This is a genomic window from Pseudomonas syringae group sp. J248-6, assembly GCF_032586995.1.
Classification (GTDB): Bacteria; Pseudomonadota; Gammaproteobacteria; order Pseudomonadales; family Pseudomonadaceae; genus Aquipseudomonas; species Aquipseudomonas amygdali.
In genome coordinates, this window is the sequence record NZ_JAWHOP010000001.1 from 191,823 (window position 1) to 210,058 (window position 18,236).

The 18,236-nt window shown below is 55.9% G+C and carries 14 protein-coding genes; 11 read left to right on the forward strand and 3 right to left on the reverse strand.

What is annotated here, in order from left to right:
• Positions 1-1,152 precede the first annotated feature (1,152 nt).
• The 9 genes from RYC17_RS00390 (at position 1,153) to RYC17_RS00430 (ending at position 11,073) form a co-directional block, all read left to right on the forward strand.
• A complete protein-coding gene (locus RYC17_RS00390) occupies positions 1,153-1,443 on the forward strand; it encodes a hypothetical protein (protein WP_058402918.1) in 291 nt (96 codons plus the stop codon).
• 809 nt (positions 1,444-2,252) lie between these two features.
• Positions 2,253-3,401, forward strand: coding sequence for a UDP-4-amino-4-deoxy-L-arabinose aminotransferase (gene arnB, locus RYC17_RS00395; protein WP_316902114.1), 1,149 nt, complete (start codon positions 2,253-2,255; stop codon positions 3,399-3,401).
• Positions 3,398-4,411 carry an undecaprenyl-phosphate 4-deoxy-4-formamido-L-arabinose transferase gene (arnC, locus tag RYC17_RS00400; RefSeq protein WP_058402916.1) on the forward strand — a complete coding sequence of 338 codons (1,014 nt, stop codon included), beginning with the start codon at positions 3,398-3,400 and terminating at the stop codon, positions 4,409-4,411. The genes arnB and arnC overlap by 4 nt, the downstream gene beginning before the upstream one ends.
• Positions 4,408-6,399, forward strand: a complete 1,992-nt coding sequence (gene arnA, locus RYC17_RS00405) for a bifunctional UDP-4-amino-4-deoxy-L-arabinose formyltransferase/UDP-glucuronic acid oxidase ArnA (protein WP_316902116.1) — start codon at positions 4,408-4,410, stop codon at positions 6,397-6,399. Before arnC ends, arnA begins: the two co-directional genes overlap by 4 nt.
• Positions 6,396-7,280 (forward strand): 4-deoxy-4-formamido-L-arabinose-phosphoundecaprenol deformylase, encoded by an 885-nt coding sequence (gene arnD, locus RYC17_RS00410; protein ID WP_410478444.1) that lies wholly within the window; start codon positions 6,396-6,398, stop codon positions 7,278-7,280. Before arnA ends, arnD begins: the two co-directional genes overlap by 4 nt.
• Positions 7,280-8,929 (forward strand): lipid IV(A) 4-amino-4-deoxy-L-arabinosyltransferase, encoded by a 1,650-nt coding sequence (arnT, locus tag RYC17_RS00415; protein ID WP_316902119.1) that lies wholly within the window; start codon positions 7,280-7,282, stop codon positions 8,927-8,929. The genes arnD and arnT overlap by 1 nt, the downstream gene beginning before the upstream one ends.
• Positions 8,926-9,270: a 4-amino-4-deoxy-L-arabinose-phosphoundecaprenol flippase subunit ArnE gene (arnE, locus tag RYC17_RS00420; RefSeq protein ID WP_316888875.1), complete on the forward strand. Its 345-nt coding sequence runs from the start codon at positions 8,926-8,928 to the stop codon at positions 9,268-9,270. The genes arnT and arnE overlap by 4 nt, the downstream gene beginning before the upstream one ends.
• Positions 9,271-9,296: 26 nt before the next feature.
• Complete coding sequence (arnF, locus tag RYC17_RS00425) at positions 9,297-9,701, forward strand: 4-amino-4-deoxy-L-arabinose-phosphoundecaprenol flippase subunit ArnF (protein WP_316902386.1); 405 nt, start codon at positions 9,297-9,299, stop codon at positions 9,699-9,701.
• On the forward strand, positions 9,679-11,073 hold the full coding sequence (locus RYC17_RS00430; RefSeq protein ID WP_058402911.1) for a UDP-glucose dehydrogenase family protein: 1,395 nt from the start codon (positions 9,679-9,681) through the stop codon (positions 11,071-11,073). Before arnF ends, RYC17_RS00430 begins: the two co-directional genes overlap by 23 nt.
• A gap of 33 nt (positions 11,074-11,106) precedes the next feature.
• On the opposite strand, the gene RYC17_RS00435 is transcribed toward RYC17_RS00430, so the two are convergent.
• Positions 11,107-12,594, reverse strand: coding sequence for an ArnT family glycosyltransferase (locus RYC17_RS00435; RefSeq protein ID WP_058409524.1), 1,488 nt, complete (start codon positions 12,592-12,594; stop codon positions 11,107-11,109).
• A gap of 327 nt (positions 12,595-12,921) precedes the next feature.
• Here RYC17_RS00435 and RYC17_RS00440 point away from each other — a divergent pair, with 327 nt between their 5' ends.
• On the forward strand, positions 12,922-14,853 hold the full coding sequence (locus tag RYC17_RS00440; protein WP_316902121.1) for an LTA synthase family protein: 1,932 nt from the start codon (positions 12,922-12,924) through the stop codon (positions 14,851-14,853).
• Between the two features lie 117 nt (positions 14,854-14,970).
• On the opposite strand, the gene RYC17_RS00445 is transcribed toward RYC17_RS00440, so the two are convergent.
• Positions 14,971-15,645 (reverse strand): histidine phosphatase family protein, encoded by a 675-nt coding sequence (locus tag RYC17_RS00445; RefSeq protein WP_221034603.1) that lies wholly within the window; start codon positions 15,643-15,645, stop codon positions 14,971-14,973.
• 259 nt (positions 15,646-15,904) lie between these two features.
• Between RYC17_RS00445 and RYC17_RS00450 the strand changes: the two genes are divergently transcribed.
• Positions 15,905-16,708 (forward strand): phosphatase PAP2 family protein, encoded by an 804-nt coding sequence (locus RYC17_RS00450; protein ID WP_316902122.1) that lies wholly within the window; start codon positions 15,905-15,907, stop codon positions 16,706-16,708.
• Here the strand turns inward: RYC17_RS00450 and RYC17_RS00455 are convergent.
• On the reverse strand, positions 16,701-18,002 hold the full coding sequence (locus RYC17_RS00455) for a HAMP domain-containing sensor histidine kinase (protein WP_316902124.1): 1,302 nt from the start codon (positions 18,000-18,002) through the stop codon (positions 16,701-16,703). The two genes, RYC17_RS00450 and RYC17_RS00455, sit on opposite strands and share 8 nt — an antisense overlap.
• Positions 18,003-18,236 lie beyond the last annotated feature (234 nt).

The window sequence follows — 18,236 nt, forward strand, 5'->3', positions numbered from 1 at the left end:
TGTCGAGCTTCATCGTCTGGCGCTGTAATTGAATATCGATCGAAGCCTATTCCCATCATCCGGGCAGGGGGGGAGTAGCCTAAATCACGCCTTAGCAGACGCAGCCTTCAATCGTGCGCACGCTTACAATAATCCACGAAGTGGTGCTGGCCGATCACTCCAAAAATAGAACACGCCATTCGTTTCAGGGCTTCGATGCGCAGAAGCATGGTGCCATAGGGTTCGACAATATCTACCACTACGCTGAAGTAGAAAGGCCCGACACACCTTAAGCGTTCGCGGGGAGGTCCGCAGGCCTCCCCACATTGCTCGGAATGTACGTCCCCATTCCAGCATGCTCAAATTTCCAAAGGAGTAGGAGTGCAGTGGTCAACTTTTTCCGGACACCTCAATCGGTGATCGTCAGGCCGCATCGACTCTACGATCGGGCAAAGCACCTTTTAGTGGCGGTCTTGGAATCCAAGCCGTCGGGATTGCTTCATCAGTTTGCCAGGCTTTGAGCGCATTCAGATGCCCGGGAACTGACGCCAAGCGGCGCCGAACTTCCAGGTTTATGAGTTGTTCAACTTGGGCATGGTCGTTGAGTAAACCCACGGGTGGGAACAGAGAAGGAACTGTGGCCTCAGCAATGGATTACAAGTCTATGCGAGCGAGCTGACAAAGATCGCATCGTTTTCAAATCTGAGGAATCGCTGACTAGAGCCAAGGAAAATCTCGAAGGCACAGGAGGTAGGGTGAGGAACTCGTTGATTTGGTTGGATTCTGGTAATTCGAGGCAAACCACGGTTTTTACTCACTGGTGACACCGGGCGTGGCAGTTACAAATAGATACAATTTAACATAATATACATTATGCGTACCTATATATACATCCTTTGTGAGCCCTGGCCACCAGATTTGAAGCCCGAGAACTGCCTCCTGGCTATTCAACAACGTGAACATCGAAGCCCCTCACACTTCAGTATCCGACCCAATCGCAGCGTGAGCTTCAACACATCGTGATCGCCAGCTTGAGACGATCAATGACGGACCGAGCCATTGCGCGCGGATGACATCGAATCAGCAACCCAAGTCACCACTCGAATTCAAAGCGTTTTACGGTAAAGTGTCCGCGACGGTACCAGCGCCCGCTAGACCTGAAATCAAGGACTGATGATGAAACGGACAATAGCGATTTTAATTGCCTGCATAAGCTCACCTGCATGGGCTGTAGATCCCGCGACCCTGCCAATGGTCGTGCAGATGCAAAAAGCTGCCAATGCAGCGACATGCGAGTCCTACAAAGGCGACACATCGCCGCTGGGCAAGGCTGTAAACAAACAGTGCCGAAACCGGGCCAAAGCTGAGTTTGAAGACATGCAAGATGAAAAGCCGCTAAGGGACTGCATCAAACCAGGCAACGTTATAGACGATGATGTACGCAAGTGTATGAAAGGCATTTAACAGCTCTGCCAATACCCGCCCTGTAGCCTGATGAGCTAATAGGTGATAAATATGACAGTGCCGAGGCTTGGAACGGCAACCCTCGCCTGTTTATACTTATACAATGGGCACACTCTCATATAACTCAACTAAACAGACATTTAGTTGAGTTATATTAATAACCAGATAACGCCTGGTCGTCCAAGCCTTCGTTCGCTCCACCAACTGACCTGAGCAAACTGTCAAACGCGCTGCCGACAGCCGCAAGGCAGCCTACCGCCACACAGGCACAATCACCCCGGCCCAAGCATACGGGCACTCAAGCTGTTGCCTGCACCCAGCCATATAAATTCGCACTCTGGTCATGAAAGCTTCATTAAATTCCAATGGCGTTGTCATACGTAACGTCACTTACAAACTCCCACAATTAGCATGACCAAGCTGAACTCCAGCTGTCTGTCTGCGATTACCTAAATGAAAGCTGAACACCACATTAATAATTCTACATATTGTCATGACGACATTGTTATCCCCATATAACCCGCCCTACCCTATGGCTCACAAGCGCTGCAATGCGCCACAAAAAACCAACGGCGTCTGGACAATATTTTGATGTTTGAGCCCCTATCTTCGCGACACTTGCTTTCGTCAGCAGGCCGTTTCTGGTGTCCAGCGAATGTGCCCATACACATTACGCCACTTGCAGCCGCTACCGGTATTCCCGTCTTGGCAGCTCGCCGTTGATGCACGTCTATGTTTATGCCCCCGTGTCATGCGTTTTTTTCTGTGTTGGCTATATTGGCTATGAAACGTAAATTGGAAAAATATCTATGAGCCAGGCTTTTCTTGCTTTTTCACGGCCTTCCATAGGCGATGAAGAAGTTGCTGCGGTGACTCGTGTGCTGCGTTCCGGGTGGGTCACAACCGGGCCGGAATGTCAGAAGCTTGAGGAGCAATTTGCGGTGCGGGTTGGCGCGCAACATGCGGTTGCGTTGTCGTCTGCTACCGGGGCGATGCATGTTGCGCTACTGGCACTGGGTGTGGGGCCTGGCGATGAAGTGATTACGCCTTCGCAGACCTGGGTGTCGACGGCCAACATGATTTGCCTGCTGGGGGCCACTCCGGTTTTTGTAGACGTCGACCGTGGCACTCTGATGAGCAGCGCAGCGCTGATAGAGCAAGCCATCACGCCACGAACCAAAGCGATCGTGCCGGTGCATTACGCTGGCGCCGCATTCGATCTTGATCCGCTTTATGCGCTGGCAAATCGGCACGGCATTACTGTGATAGAAGACGCTGCCCATGCGACCGGAACCGCTTACAAGAGGCGTCCGGTCGGCAATCAGGGCACCGCGATATTTTCATTTCACGCGATCAAGAACATGACCTGTGCCGAAGGTGCAATGTTCGTCACCGACAACGCGCAACTGGCCGATCGGGTGCGCCAACTTAAATTCCATGGTCTGGGTGTCGACGCCTACGACCGACTGACGCTGGGTCGCAAACCACAGGCAGAAGTCATGGAGCCAGGCTTCAAATACAACCTGGCCGACCTGAATGCGAGTATTGCCCTGGTGCAGTTGCAACGCCTTGACGCAATCAATGCAAAGCGTCAGGCGCTCGCCAGCCACTATCTCGAAAGGCTGGCCGCGAGCCCGGTCCTTCCTCTCGCCCTGCCCCGCTACGCCCAGCACCACGCCTGGCATCTGTTCATTCTGCGCATTGACCCCGAGCGCTGCGGGCTGGATCGCGACGCGTTCATGAAGGCCTTGCAGGCTCAAAACATCGGCACCGGCATCCACTTCATTGCGACTCACCTGCACAGCTATTACCGCAAGCGTTTCCCTGACGTCTGCCTGCCAGACACCGAATGGAACTCATCAAGGCTTTGCTCTATCCCCCTGTTCCCTGACATGACGCTGGATGATGTCGAGCGGGTTGTCAGTGCCATTGAATCGACCGTGGAATCCAGCCATTGAGACCCTACCCAATCAAGTTTGTGTCGATTGTCATCCCTGTCTACAACGAGCGCCAGAGCTTGCCCGAGTTGCTACGGCGTACTGACGCGGCCTGTAAACAATTGAATCACCGCTTCGAAATCGTGCTGGTGGATGACGGTAGTCGTGATGAATCGGCAGAGATTCTTCAACAGGCCGCACATCAGCCTGGCAGCCCCTTCGTTGCGGTGATTCTGAATCGTAACTACGGTCAGCACGCAGCGATCATGGCCGGTTTCGAGCAGTGCAAAGGTGATGTGGTGATCACCCTCGACGCTGATCTGCAGAATCCTCCCGAGGAAATTCCCCGGCTGGTGGCGCTTGCAGAGCAGGGATATGACGTTGTCGGCACAGTGCGCAGCAATCGTCAGGACTCTGCCTGGCGACGTTGGCCATCCAAGCTCATCAACCTGGCAGTACAGCGCTCCACAGGCGTGGCCATGAACGATTACGGCTGCATGCTGCGCGCGTACCGGCGCACGATTGTCGATGCAATGCTGGCCTGCCGCGAGCGCAGCACTTTCATTCCGATTCTGGCCAACAGTTTCGCGCGGCACACGACCGAGGTATTGGTCGATCACGCCGAACGTGAACATGGCGACTCGAAATACAGCCCCATGCGTCTGGTCAACCTCATGTTCGACCTGATCACCTGCATGACCACTACGCCCTTGCGCCTGCTCAGCATTATCGGCTTCAGCATGGCACTGCTCGGCGTGCTGTTCGCTGCGGTACTGATCGTTCTGCGTTTGATCTTCGGTGCGTCATGGGCCGGTGATGGCACGTTCGTGCTGTTTGCGGTGCTGTTCGTATTCACCGGAGGGCAGTTCATCGGTATGGGATTGCTGGGTGAATACCTGGGCCGAATGTACAGCGATGTCCGTGCGCGTCCGCGCTTCTTCATCGAAAAAGTCGTGCGCAGCTCGTCCGAAGTTGCCAGCGAAAGCGTTGATTCCTCTGTAACTCCCTATATGAACAAGGTTGCGCCATGAGCCCTAAAGCTGTCGTTTTCGCTTATCACGATATTGGCTGTGTCGGCCTGCAAGCGCTGTTGGGCGCAGGTTATGAAATTGCTGCAGTTTTCACTCACGCCGACGACCCCAAGGAAAAAACCTTCTTCGGTTCCGTGGCGCAGTTGTGTGCGCGACATGGCATTCCCGTGCATGCTCCTGAGGACCCTAATCACCCTTTGTGGATGGAGCGCATCGGCAAATTGGCCCCTGACTTCATCTTTTCCTTCTATTACCGCCAGTTGCTCGGTGAGCCTCTACTGGCGTGTGCCAGCAAAGGCGCATTGAATCTGCATGGCTCGCTGTTACCACGCTACCGCGGACGAGCGCCGGCAAACTGGGTGCTGGTCAACGGCGAAAGCGAAACCGGCGTGACCTTGCATCAGATGGTCAAGCGCGCCGATGCAGGGCCGATAGTCGCTCAGCAACGCGTCTCGATCAGTTCCACCGATACAGCCTTGACGCTCCACGGCAAACTGCGTGAAGCCGCCGCTGACCTGCTTAGTGAAACGCTACCCCTGCTTGCCCTCGGGCAACTTTCAGGCACGCCGCAGGACGAATCCCTTGCAACTTGTTTCGGTCGCCGTACCCCGGCCGACGGTTTGATCGACTGGTCGCTTCCGGCCACGCAACTGTACAACCTGATACGGGCAGTCACGCAGCCCTACCCTGGCGCATTTTGCCCGGTAGGCGAAAACAAGTTGATTGTCTGGGCCGCCAGTGCCGAAGCAGGCAATAACGGCGAAGCGCCCGGCACGGTCATCAGCCACGACCCGTTGCGTATCGCCTGCGGTGAGGGTTCGCTGGTGATCAACGCAGGACAGCGCGGCGACACCGGCTTGTACCTCAGTGGCGCACAACTGGCTCGCGAGTTCGGGCTGGTGGAAGGCTCGCAACTGCTCGATACAGAAAAGCGCCGCCCGGCCCGCCGTACCCGCGTGCTGATCCTCGGCGTCAACGGTTTCATCGGCAATCATCTGTCGGAGCGTCTGCTGCAGGACGATCGTTACGAAATCTACGGCATGGACATCGGATCAGACGCTATCGAGCGCCTGCGAACCAAGCCGAACTTTCACTTCATCGAAGGCGACATCAGCATCCACACCGAGTGGATCGAGTATCACATCAAGAAATGCGATGTGGTGCTGCCATTGGTGGCCATCGCTACACCGATTGAATACACCCGCAACCCACTGCGGGTGTTCGAGCTGGATTTCGAAGAAAACCTGAAGATCGTCCGTTACTGCGTGAAGTACAACAAGCGGGTGATTTTCCCGTCAACGTCAGAAGTCTATGGCATGTGCCAGGACGCGAGCTTCAACGAAGACACATCGAACCTTATCGTTGGCCCGATCAACAAGCAGCGCTGGATCTACTCGGTGTCCAAGCAACTGCTGGACCGCGTGATCTGGGCTTATGGTCAGAAAGGCCTGCAATTCACCCTGTTTCGCCCGTTCAACTGGATGGGCCCACGCCTGGACCGACTGGACTCGGCGCGTATCGGCAGTTCGCGGGCCATCACCCAACTGATTTTGCACCTGGTGGAAGGCACGCCGATTCGGCTGGTGGATGGCGGAGCCCAGAAGCGCTGTTTCACCGATGTCGTCGACGGCATCGAGGCGCTGGCGCGGATTATCGAAAATCGCGACGGGCGCTGTAATGGTCAGATCATCAACATCGGCAACCCCGACAATGAGGCCAGCATTCGCCAATTGGGTGAAGAGCTGCTGCGCCAGTTCGAAGCGCACCCGTTGCGCGACAACTTCCCGCCATTCGCAGGCTTTCGCGAAGTAGAAAGCCAGTCCTTTTATGGCAAGGGTTATCAGGATGTCAGCCATCGCAAACCGAGCATCGACAACGCCCGACAGTTGATTGGCTGGACACCAGGTATCGAGCTGAGCGAAACGATTGGCAAAACCCTGGACTTCTTCCTTCGCGAAGCCATGGCTGAAAAGGCGGATATGCGCTGATGCAGGCAGGCTTAAGAATCGATGTCGACACGTATAGGGGCACCCGTGAAGGCGTGCCCAGATTGCTGGACATACTCGATGAAGCTCAGGTCAAGGCGACGTTCTTTTTCAGTGTCGGCCCCGACAACATGGGACGTCACCTGTGGCGTCTCGCACGGCCGACGTTTTTCTGGAAGATGCTTCGCTCCAGAGCCGCGAGCCTGTATGGCTGGGATATTCTGCTGGCGGGTACGGCTTGGCCGGGTAAGCAGATCGGGCGTGACCTTGGCCCGTTGATGCGTCGTGCTCTGGATGCAGGCCATGAGGTCGGCCTGCATGCGTGGGATCACCATGGCTGGCAAGCCAATGCCGGACGCTGGAACGATCGCCAGTTGACCGCACAGATACACCGTGGGGTCGACTGCCTGAGCGACATTTTAGGCAACCCGGTGATCTGCTCCGCAGCAGCAGGCTGGCGTGCCGACCAGCACATCGTGCAGGCCAAGCAGGCGTTTGGTTTCCGCTACAACAGCGACTGTCGCGGTGCCACCCTGTTTCGCCCGTTACTGGCTGATGGCAGCCCCGGCACGCCACAGATTCCAGTGGACTTGCCGACCTTCGATGAGGTCGTCGGCCCGCAACTCCAGCCGGGGGCCTTCAACGACTACATTCTCAACCGTTTCGCTGCGCGACGGCTCAACGTTTACACCATTCATGCTGAAGTGGAGGGCATTGTCATGGCAGACGCTTTCAGGCAGCTGTTACAGCAGGCCAACGCCCGGGAAATCGAGTTCAAACCGCTGGGCCGGCTGCTGCCGGAAGCCATCGAGCAACTGCCTTGCGGGCAAGTTGTTCGCGGTCACCTGCCCGGTCGCGAAGGCTGGCTGGGGGTGCAACAGTGATGCACACCAGATACCGTGATGGCGCACTCCTGTTAGCGGCATTCTTACTGGCCTACCTGCTGCCGCTGGGTTTCCATGGTTTGTGGATTCCCGATGAAACCCGCTATGCCCAGATCAGCCAGGAAATGCTTCACAGCGGCAACTGGATCGCGCCGCACTTCATGGGCTTGCGTTACTTTGAAAAACCGGCTGCCGGTTACTGGCTGATTGCCCTGGGCCAGGCGGTGTTTGGCGAGAACCTGTTCGGCGTGCGCATTGCTTCGGCGATAAGCACCGGTTTAAGTGTCTTGCTGGCCTACCTGCTGGCGGGAAAGATCTGGCGCGACCCGCGCAAAAGCTTCGCCAGCGCACTGCTGTTCATGAGTTTCGGTTTCGTCGCCGGCCAGGCCGGTTACAGCAATCTCGACCCGCAATTCACCCTCTGGACAAACTTGACGCTGGTAGCGTTCTGGTACGCCGTGCACAGCATCGGCCGAGCCCGCCTGCTAGCCTGGGCGGTGGTCGGCGTAGCCTGCGGCATGGGGTTCATGACCAAGGGCTTTCTCGCCTGGGCGTTGCCGGTCATCATCACCCTGCCCTACATGCTATGGCAAAGACGCCTGACCGAACTGCTCAGGTTCGGCCCGCTTGCGGTGGTGATTGCCATTGCGGTCTGTCTGCCGTGGGCGCTGGCGGTACACCAGCAAGAACCCGACTACTGGCGTTACTTTTTCTGGCACGAGCACATTCGCCGGTTTGCCGGGGACAATGCGCAGCATGCCCAACCCTGGTGGTTCTACCTGCCTCTGCTGATCGCGGCCTGCCTGCCTTGGGCGCTGCTGCTGCCCGTGACATTGAAGCAAGCCTGGCAACAGAAAAGCAGGCCCGATACCGCCTTTCTGCTGCTATGGCTGGTCCTGCCGCTGGCATTTCTGAGCCTGAGCAAAGGCAAGTTGCCGACCTACATACTGCCTTGCCTGCTGCCGCTGGCATTGCTCATGGCTGACGCTCTGGTCGAACGTCTCAATCAAGGCCGTGGCACGGCGTTGCGCGTTAACGGAATAGTTAACGCAGCATTGACCTTGCTCGGGCTTTTAGCGCTGATCTACGTGCAGTTGAAACAGCCCGTGTACGAAAACGAACCGATGCACTTGTTGCTGGCGGTCATCGTACTTACCGGATGGACGCTCACCAACGCCCTGCAAGGCATCCGCCCTTTGACCTTCTGGGCTCTGCCAGCGGCGGGAAGCTGGCTACTGATCGTATTGCTGCCTGCGGCACTGCCAAACGACGTGGTGTACAACAAGACTCCCGACCAGTTTGTCGCCAGGCATCAAACGGAGCTGGCAGCCTGTACACATTTGCTGAGCAATGATCTGGGCGCTGCTTCTGCCATGTCGTGGCGCCTGAAACGACCGGACATCGCGCTTTTCAATACTTGGGGCGAGCTTGAATACGGCCTGGGTTATCCGGATGTACAGGGCCGCCAAGTCCGTCTGCAGGACATCGACGCCTGGATTACAAAAGCCCGAAGCGAAGGCAGGGTCGGCGTGATCATGCGTGGCAAGAGTGATGATGAGCTGGAGGAGCTTGAAATGCTTCCCAAGGACGGCCAGCGTTACGACGAAGGCAACCTGGCCATCCTCATTTATGAGAAGTCAGCGCTATGACGTGGCTGATGCTCCTTAGCGCATGCCTGCTGACGTGCCTGGGCCAAATCGCACAAAAGTACGCTGTGGAAGGCTGGCGCGGGACATTTCCCGGCGTATTGGCTGCCCTGCGTTCGATATGGCTGTGGCTGGCGATTGCCTGCCTCGGGCTGGGTCTGCTGGTCTGGCTGTTGGTGCTGCAACGCATGGATGTAGGCATCGCGTACCCCATGCTGGGCCTCAACTTCGTGCTGATCACCCTGGCGGGACGCTATGTTTTCAAAGAGCCGGTTGACCCACAGCACTGGCTTGGTATTGCGCTGATCCTTGTCGGCGTATTTCAGCTGGGACGCCAGGCATGACCCGCCGTAGCGCAACGATGTACGCCATGACCAGTGTTGTACTGGTCAGTTCGGCGCAATTGGGCATGCGCTGGGGCATGAGCCGCCTGCCCTCGCCTGGGCAATGGCTCGAGCTGCAGGATATCGGGCAGGTTCAGTCCAGTGCCGTCGCCGTCATCTGCGCCTCGATCACAGCCTATGCACTCTCCATGCTTTTCTGGCTGCTGGCGCTGCGTGATTTGCCCCTCAGCCGTGCCTATTCGCTCCTCAGTATCAGCTATGCACTGGTTTATACGCTGGCTGCAACTCTGCCATTTTTCCATGAGACGTTCACGGTATCGAAAACTGTGGGTGTCACGCTGATCGTGGCAGGTGTCTTGACCATCAACCTGCGGCGCATCTCCAGCCCGTCACTTCAGGATCTTCCCCATGAGAATCAGCGTTTTCGGTAGCGGATATGTAGGTCTGGTACAAGCGACCGTACTTGCCGAAGTCGGCCATGATGTTGTCTGTATGGACATTGACCAGGCCAAAATCGATCAACTGCGTCAGGGTCAGGTACACATTTACGAGCCTGGACTGGCCAATCTCGTACGTGACAACCTGGACCATGAACGCCTGCACTTCACCACCGACGAGCGACTGGCGGTGGAGCATGCCGAGGTGCTTTTCATCGCGGTCGGCACGCCTTCCCGAGCAGATGGCTCGGCCGATCTCGGCGGGTTTTTCGCGGTGGGCGAAGCCATTGCCCGGCATCGCTGCGAGCCGCTGATCATCGTCGAGAAGTCCACCGTGCCGGTCGGCAGTGGCGACGCCTTGCGCAGCCATATCGACAAGGCATTGCGTCAGGCCGGTCGGCTGTTGCAGTTCGATATAGTGTCCAACCCCGAGTTTCTCAAGGAGGGCTCGGCGGTCAACGATTGCCGGCGCCCGGACCGGATTGTCATCGGCTGCGAAAATGAGGCGGTACGCAAAGTCATGCGCGAGCTGTATGCGCCGTTCAACCGCAATCATGACCGGATCATGTTCATGGACCTGCGCAGCGCCGAACTGACCAAGTATGCCGCCAACTGCATGCTGGCGACCAAAATCAGCTTTATCAACCAGATCGCCGAGCTGGCAGAACATCTGGGCGCAGACGTCGAGTCCGTAAGGTTGGGCATCGGTGCCGACTCACGCATTGGTTACGACTTCATCTACCCTGGTTGCGGCTATGGCGGCTCATGCTTCGGCAAGGACATTCGCGCCCTGATTCACAGCGCCAGAGAGGCGCATTGCTCCAACGACCTGCTGTCTGTGGTCGAGGCAATTAACGAGCGGCAGAAGGGTAAGCTGTTCGAACGGGTCAATGCGTTCTACCAGGGCGACTTGCGCGGCAAGACGTTTGCTTTATGGGGGCTGGCGTTCAAACCCAATACCGACGATATGCGCGACGCTCCCAGCCGCGTGCTCATGGAAGCTCTGTGGGAAGCCGGTGCCAGTGTGCGGGCATTCGACCCCGAGGCCATGCAGGAAACCCAGCGTATCTATGGTCATCGCAAGGACCTGATTCTCATGGGAACACCTGAGTCCGCGCTCAACGATGCCGATGCGCTGATCATCTGCACCGAATGGCAGCAGTTCAAAGCCCCGGATTTCGATCTGATACAGCAGCGGCTGAATGCGCCGATCATCTTCGACGGCCGGAATCTGTATGACACTGAACGGCTTGCAAAACGCGGCTTTCACTACTTCCCCATCGGTCGTGGTGAATCGTGCGATCTGCCGATCCCGCAGAAGCAGTGGATACCGCATGATCAAGTGGCGAGCAGTCAGGCCGTATAACAAACCTGCGACGCTCGCCGTGCAGAGTGGCTGTCAGTGACTGACAGCCACTCCCAGCGGTGCCTGACTGACGAAATAGTAGATACGATCCCCGACCTTTACGCTGTCAACAATCCGCAGGGGTGGTTCGGGTGGCTGCATGCTTTCCATCACAGCGACATTGCCGTCAGCGCTGGCAAGAAAACCAGTCAATTCAGCGTTGTCAGTGAGTGTTTTCAGCAGGCTCTGACTATAGAACACGCTGGCCCCCGCCAGCCGTTCGCTGGGCTGGAACAAGGCAACCTGCCGTCCCTGCACCTGCAGGGTATGGACTTTGTCGGTCAGCGGCAGAAATGACAACTGCCTGTCGGCTTGTGGCGCGAGCCATAGGGCTGCACTTAGATAGCTCGCTACAACCAGCACAACGCCTGCGGCCATGAGCGCCTTTCCATTTCTCATGATGGACGCCGCAAAAAATGAGCGCCCCGACCGAGCCTGCAATCGCTCACCCAGAACAAAAGCATATTCCGCAGCAATCACTGCCGCCGCAGGTGCCAGCGACATCAGATAAACCATGCGTTTACTGGAGGCCAGCGACAACAACAGGAACTGCGCGCCCAGCCACAGGGCGAAGAACAGCAGATAACGATTGGCCATTAACTGCTTTCGAAAATGCCACAGCCCCAGATAAACCAGGATATTCCACGGCAAGAATGCCTCAGGCAGTTTTGTCAGGTAGTAATAGGCAGGTTCGTAATGACCCGCCTCTTCGAAAGAACCACTGAAGCGTCCAACGCTGTTGGTCCACAGCACGTCCTTCACTGACTGCATGCCACCCTGTCCGTACAGGAAACACAGCCACACGAGCAGCGGAATCAGGGCCACAAGGGTGAGCATTGCCGGGCGCAACCAGTGAGCAATAACAATGCGTTTGTTCTGCACTGACTCGCAAACAAGCCAGGCGAAAATCACCACGCCCGGCATTGCCAGCCCCAGCACGCCCTTGCTCAGGGTCGCCAGTGTGATACCCAGCATGAACAGCAACCAGGGCCCTGTAGAGAGCCCATCACTACGCAGGCGATTACTGGCATGGAAGAATGCCAGCAAGGCGGTGGTTACCCCCAACGCCAGCAAGGCATCCTCGCCCACTTGCCGCGAATTGCTCCAGAAGCTGGCCTGGGTCGCCAGCATGAAAGCAGCCACCCAGGCCACGGATGCCGGCCGCCCGAAACGTCGCAGCATGCTGTAAAGCAGCAACACGCTAAGCAGACCCGCGCAGGCAGAAGCCAGTCTTACCGCCCATGGGGCAGGACCGAACACCCGAATAGCCGCCGCATCCAGCCACACACTCATCGGCGGCTTTTCCAGAAAAGGCTGGTCGTTCAGTTTCGGCGTAATCCAGTTGCCACTCAGGTGCATTTCCATGGCAATGCCAGCCACGCGTGGCTCCGTCGAATTTTGCAACTGGTGATTTCCCAGTGCGAGAAAAAACAGCAAGACACCCAGCAGTAACAGCAACGGCGAACGCACACGAGAAGTCATCAAGGGAGATACCGGTTTGACGAGAAAGAGGATACCGACAGGCAACAGGACGACAAATTATAAACAGTGAGTTGTTGAATAATTGTTGAACAGCTCTTAAACATTTTTTTCACGCCTGCGCAACCAAATACTCACCCTTGTGTATAAATAATTGGCTAACACTAATTAATAGAGCGTGCAGGATGCACTGTCTTTCCGCGTGTGTTTATGATTACAGAAATTTGACAACGCGAAAAACTCATCTAACTTTCATGCCGCAGCAGTAGACGCTGATGCTCAACATTTCACCCTGAAATTTCAGATTTTTCCCGTCCAAGGAATTGACAAATGCGGATTTATTCAACAGCCCCAGCCCGATTCTTGCTGCTGGCGACTGGTACATGGCTGATCATTTTCTTTCTGACACGCCTTTTTTTATTTTCGACTCATATGGATGAAGCAGGAACACAGTTTTTCGCCACCTTCGCAACGGGACTTCTCTACGACCTTGCCTTCCTGAGCTACGCTGCCGTCCCCCTGGGTATTTACGTCTTCCTCTGCCCACCCGTGTTGTGGCGTGCCCGCGGGCACCGCTGGTTCCTTCAGGGAGTCATGACGTTAAGTATATTCGTCATGCTGTTTGTATCAGTCGCCGAATGCCTGTTCTGGGATGAGTTCGGGGTGAGGTTCAACTTTATCGCGGTGGACTACCTAGTCTATTCCGATGAAGTACTCAATAACATTCTCGAATCCTACCCTGTGGGTAAACTGCTCGGCATTCTGGCGCTGGTTGCTATCGTCGTTAGTCTGCTGATCAGTCGAGCAGTAGCCGCAGCAGTGAAAGCGCCTCTGCCGTCCTATCGTGGTCGTCTTGCCGCCAGTGCATTATTGCTATTGTTCGCGAGTATCAGCCTGCAATGGGTCGATCAGGACACACCACGCGGCATGGGCGGCAATGCCTATCAGCGGGAACTCGCCAGTAACGGGCCTTATCAGTTTTTTGCCGCGTTCCGCAACAATGAACTGGACTATCAACAGTTCTACGCCACCCTCCCCGATGCTCAGGTCGCCGGTCAAATGCGCCAGGAGCTTGCCGAGCCCGACAGCCAGTTCACTGGCAACGACCCTCTGGATATTCGACGGTCGATCAACAACCCGGGAACGCCACGCACACCTAACATCGTACTGGTCACCATCGAAAGTCTCAGTGCCAAATACCTGGGCAGCAATGGAGACACACGCAACCTGACGCCCAATCTCGATGCGCTACGCAAGCAGGGTCTTTACTTCAACAACTTCTATGCCACAGGTACACGCACCGACCGTGGTCTGGAGGCCATAACCCTTTCCATTCCGCCCACGCCAGGGCGCTCGGTGGTCAAGCGCGTGGGTCGCGAAAGTGGTTTTGCCAGCCTGGGTCAGCAATTGGCCCATGTGGGCTATGACAGCGTTTTCGTTTATGGCGGGCGTGGTTACTTCGACAACATGAATGCTTTTTTCAGCGGCAACGGTTATCGAGTCGTCGATCAGAGCAGCGTCAAGGAAGAGGACATTCACTTCAAGAATGCCTGGGGCATGGCTGACGAAGACCTTTATCGTCAGGCACTGAACCTGGCGGATGCCGATTTTGCGGCAAAAAAACCGTTCCTGCTGCAACTCATGACGACGTCCAACCATCGCCCTTATACGTATCCCGAAGGACGTATCGACATCCCGTCGGGTAACGGCCGTGATGGCGCAGTGAAATATACCGATTACGCCATTGGCAAGTTCCTGGCGGACGCGAGCCAGAAACCATGGTTCGACAACACAATATTCGTCTTCGTCGCTGACCACACCGCGGGCAGCGCCGGAAAGGAAGACCTGCCTATCGATAACTATGCTATCCCGCTGTTCATCTACGCCCCCAAGCTGATCCAGCCGGCAGAAATATCCCGTCTGGCCAGTCAGATCGACCTGGCGCCCACCTTGCTGGGTTTGTTGAACCTGGACTATCAATCGACGTTCTTCGGCCGCAACCTGTTTCTGGACAGCTCGTTGCCGCCTCGCGTGGTAGTCGGCAATTACCAGCACCTGGGCCTGTTTGACGGCAACAACCTTGCGATACTCAGCCCTCGCCAGGGTCTGCGTCGTCACGACAATGCGCTGGGAGAAAGTGTCGAAAGCAAGGCGACCAGCGATGATCCATTGATCGCTCGTGCCATCGCCTATTACCAGGTTGCCAGTTACGGGTTCAAACACAAGTTGCTCGGCTGGAAGCCTGAAAACGCAAAGCCATAGCCGCAACGCAACATCGCCACCTGCAGAGGGCAAGCCACGGTTTGCCCTCTATCCGAGCAGACCCTCTTCGATGCGCCGCCCTCAGTCACTGCCAAGTTTCACCAAGTACCTGGCAACTCAGCGGCTTTTCTGCTGCGCCAGTTGCGTCCAGTCCTCCGGATTTATAATTCCCCGGATAACGGGTTTACCCTGGCTGTCGAGCGAAATGAAAAGCGCACTGTCGTACTCGCTGGTGGCTGCATGAGGATACCCATGCAGGCTTTCCAACTGACCAATACAACCGCTGTGCGTCACCAGAATCAGATTTCGATTCAGAGACTTGTGCGCCATGACCTCATTCAGCATCTTCTCATCACAGTTGTACAACCATTCCTGGGCCTCCACCGGACGGCCAAACATGGCTTGTGCGGTCTGGGCGGTGCGGGTCAAAGGGCTGGTTATTACATCGGTGTGTGCAAGCCCGAGTTCGCTGAACGACCGGCCGACATCTGTCGAAACGGAACTGCCGTAGCGAGTGATGCCGTCGTTTGCACCAAGGCACTCGTTGCTGGAGCGGTCGCAGCGTTCGCCGTGGCGAACCAGTACCATCACATCACCTTTCTTCCAGCTGGCATACAAACCGGACATGGCCAGATTCTCGCCCTGAACAAGCCGAACTGGCGAGCGCGGCCAATAGGTGTAACCCGTCAACACGAGCAAAGAAATCACAATGGCGGCCGCCATCAGAACAACATTTACCCTGCCGCCCAGAAGCGAAGATGCCCTGAACGCGGATTTACCATAACTTTTCATCAAGTTGCCCCGTATGCCTGCCTGTTCAATGGAAAACCGAACACGCTGGCTCTGTCCTTTTAAGGCCGCCAGCTTGATCAAGGACACGTCATCGTCGGGTCAATGACATGTGAAAAAAATGCCAAAGCTGAATGAAACGGTTTTCATGAAAGTCCTGCTAGGAATTGAACAGGCTGCTACGTATATTCTGCCTCGCAGAAGACTTGGGCACATCGACCTGAACTCTCAAGCCACGCAAATGACTACGGAATAAAAAAGAGTGCAAAGCGAAAAATCAAGATTCTATGCTTGGAACTTCGGCGTGCCGATTGCAATAGCGCTGCTGACCTTTGTCGTTTTTGATCTTACTTCGCTCGACGAAGCGATCAGCAACTGGCTTTACTACCCGCTTCAGGTATTTCCGTTTGAGCATGACCGCCTATTTGAAAATCTGACCCACCGCTGGCCCAGGATCATTCCCGACTGGACGGGAGAAGCCGCGGTGATCGGGCTATTGCTGTCCTTTATATGGCCGCTGCTGAAACCCGGGCGCAATGACCGAATGATTGGCTTGCTTGAAACCGCTCGGGTAGCGCCATTGTTACGCTTCACTGCTCGTCACCGTCGCGACCTGCTGTTTATCGTGGTCTCTTTCGCGGTGATCACCGGCATGATCCACTTTTTCAAAAGTCACACGAGCATTTACTGCCCTGTGGAAACCACTCTGTATGGCGGCACAATGGAGAAAAAGGAGTGGTTCGAAAACTTCAGCCTGTTCCATGAAGCAGGTGCGGGTCGTTGCTGGCCAGGAGGTCATGCTTCGGGTGGATTTACCATGGTGGCACTGTATTTCGTTGCACGCCGTTACTGCTGGCGCCATGCCAAGGCAATCCTCTACGCATCGACCGTACTGGGTGCAATCTACGGCACCACACGAGTTGTTCAGGGCTGGCATTTCATGTCCCACACATTCTGGGCTGGTGTGATTGTCTGGCTCAGTGCGCTGCTTACCGCGCTCGCCTTTTATGGCTGGCGGCAGTTGGCGCAACCGCTTGAAACCATCCCGCATAAACCACTCAACTGAATCTGACGGGCTCGCTGTCCGCATCCTGCGGTTGCAGTTCCACTCGGAAGCTGCAACCGCCAGGCAGGTTGCTTGATGTCACCTGCCATCGCTGATAGGCACAGATCCGATTAACCAGTGACAGCCCTACTCCCAGCCCTTCACCACGTTGTTCCTCACCCCGTACGAAGGGTCGGGACAACGCATTCTGCGTGTTGTCGGAAATGCCCGAGCCGCTGTCCTCTACACAAAACCCGGTCTTGAACAGCGACAGCTTGATATACCCCGTATCGGTGTAATGCCAGGCATTACGCAGCAGATTCCCCATTACCGAATGCAACAGGGTCGCGTTGTAAGACGCACCTGCGTTCGCGCCAGGACTGAAAATCAACTCCAGCCCCTTTTTTTCTATCGGCTTTCGCCATACCTCAATCAGCTCGCACGCCACTTCATGTACGGTTGCCCGGGGACCATTGCGCGCATGGGCTCCATTGTCCCTGGCCAGCATGAGAAATGTTTCAACGAGCTGGCGCATGTCGGACGTCGCCTGCGTGATACGCAAGACTTTCGCTCGCCCCAACTCATCCAGGCAGGGGCTCTCAAGCAGTAACTCACTGGACGAGGCAAGTACCATCAAAGGGGTACGCAACTCGTGACTGACATCACTGGTAAACAACTTCTCTCGGCCCAGTGCCGCTCGCAATTGCCCGAGCGTATGATCAAAAGAAACAGCCAGCTCACCCACTTCATCATCGGCATAGTCTGGAGACAACGGCGGCGCGATAGACAACAGTTGATCACGGTGTCGAACCTGACGCGACAAACGTGCGACCGGAGCGATGACGCGTGTGGCAAGCACACGCCCAAGCAACACGGCAAGCAGCACGCTGAGCACAAAACCGACAAATACAATGGCCAGCAACATCCTTTCGCGCTTTTCGAAACCACTTTGATCTCGCAACAACACATAGCGACGGTCGGCGACTGTACTCACCAGCGCGTAATACTCCTTGCCCTGACGGGTGATTTCCTGAAACCCCGGATGCAGATATTCCAGATCCTGCGGAACAGCCAAATCTCCTGCGCCTTCTTCGACGTAGAACAATTCCTCGCGCTCAGGCCGATGACTCCACTCATTGGTACTTTGCGCATTCAAGAGACGGTGCAGATCGTTTTCAAGATCAATGGTAATGAGCCTGGATTCAACGAAGTGCTCGGTCATGTAAATACCGATGCCAAACATGGCCGCCACAAATGCGCTCATCAGCGCAAACACCACCACAATGCGACGTCTCAGGTTGGTTTTTATATTCATGGCTTACCAAAACGATACGTTTGTGCATCACGCACGGGCGGGATATCGCGACGCTGGACACTTTACGCAACCGGTTCAAATCGACGATAGCTTATCGGTATAGCACGCAGGATGAGAATCTGCGACAGCGCCAGCCCACGTGCGGCAAGCGTATTGAGCGGCAACGCCAGAACACGCCAGCAAGGCATACGTCAGTCAACAAGACAATTGGCACGCTTGTTCTGTGCTTTATCA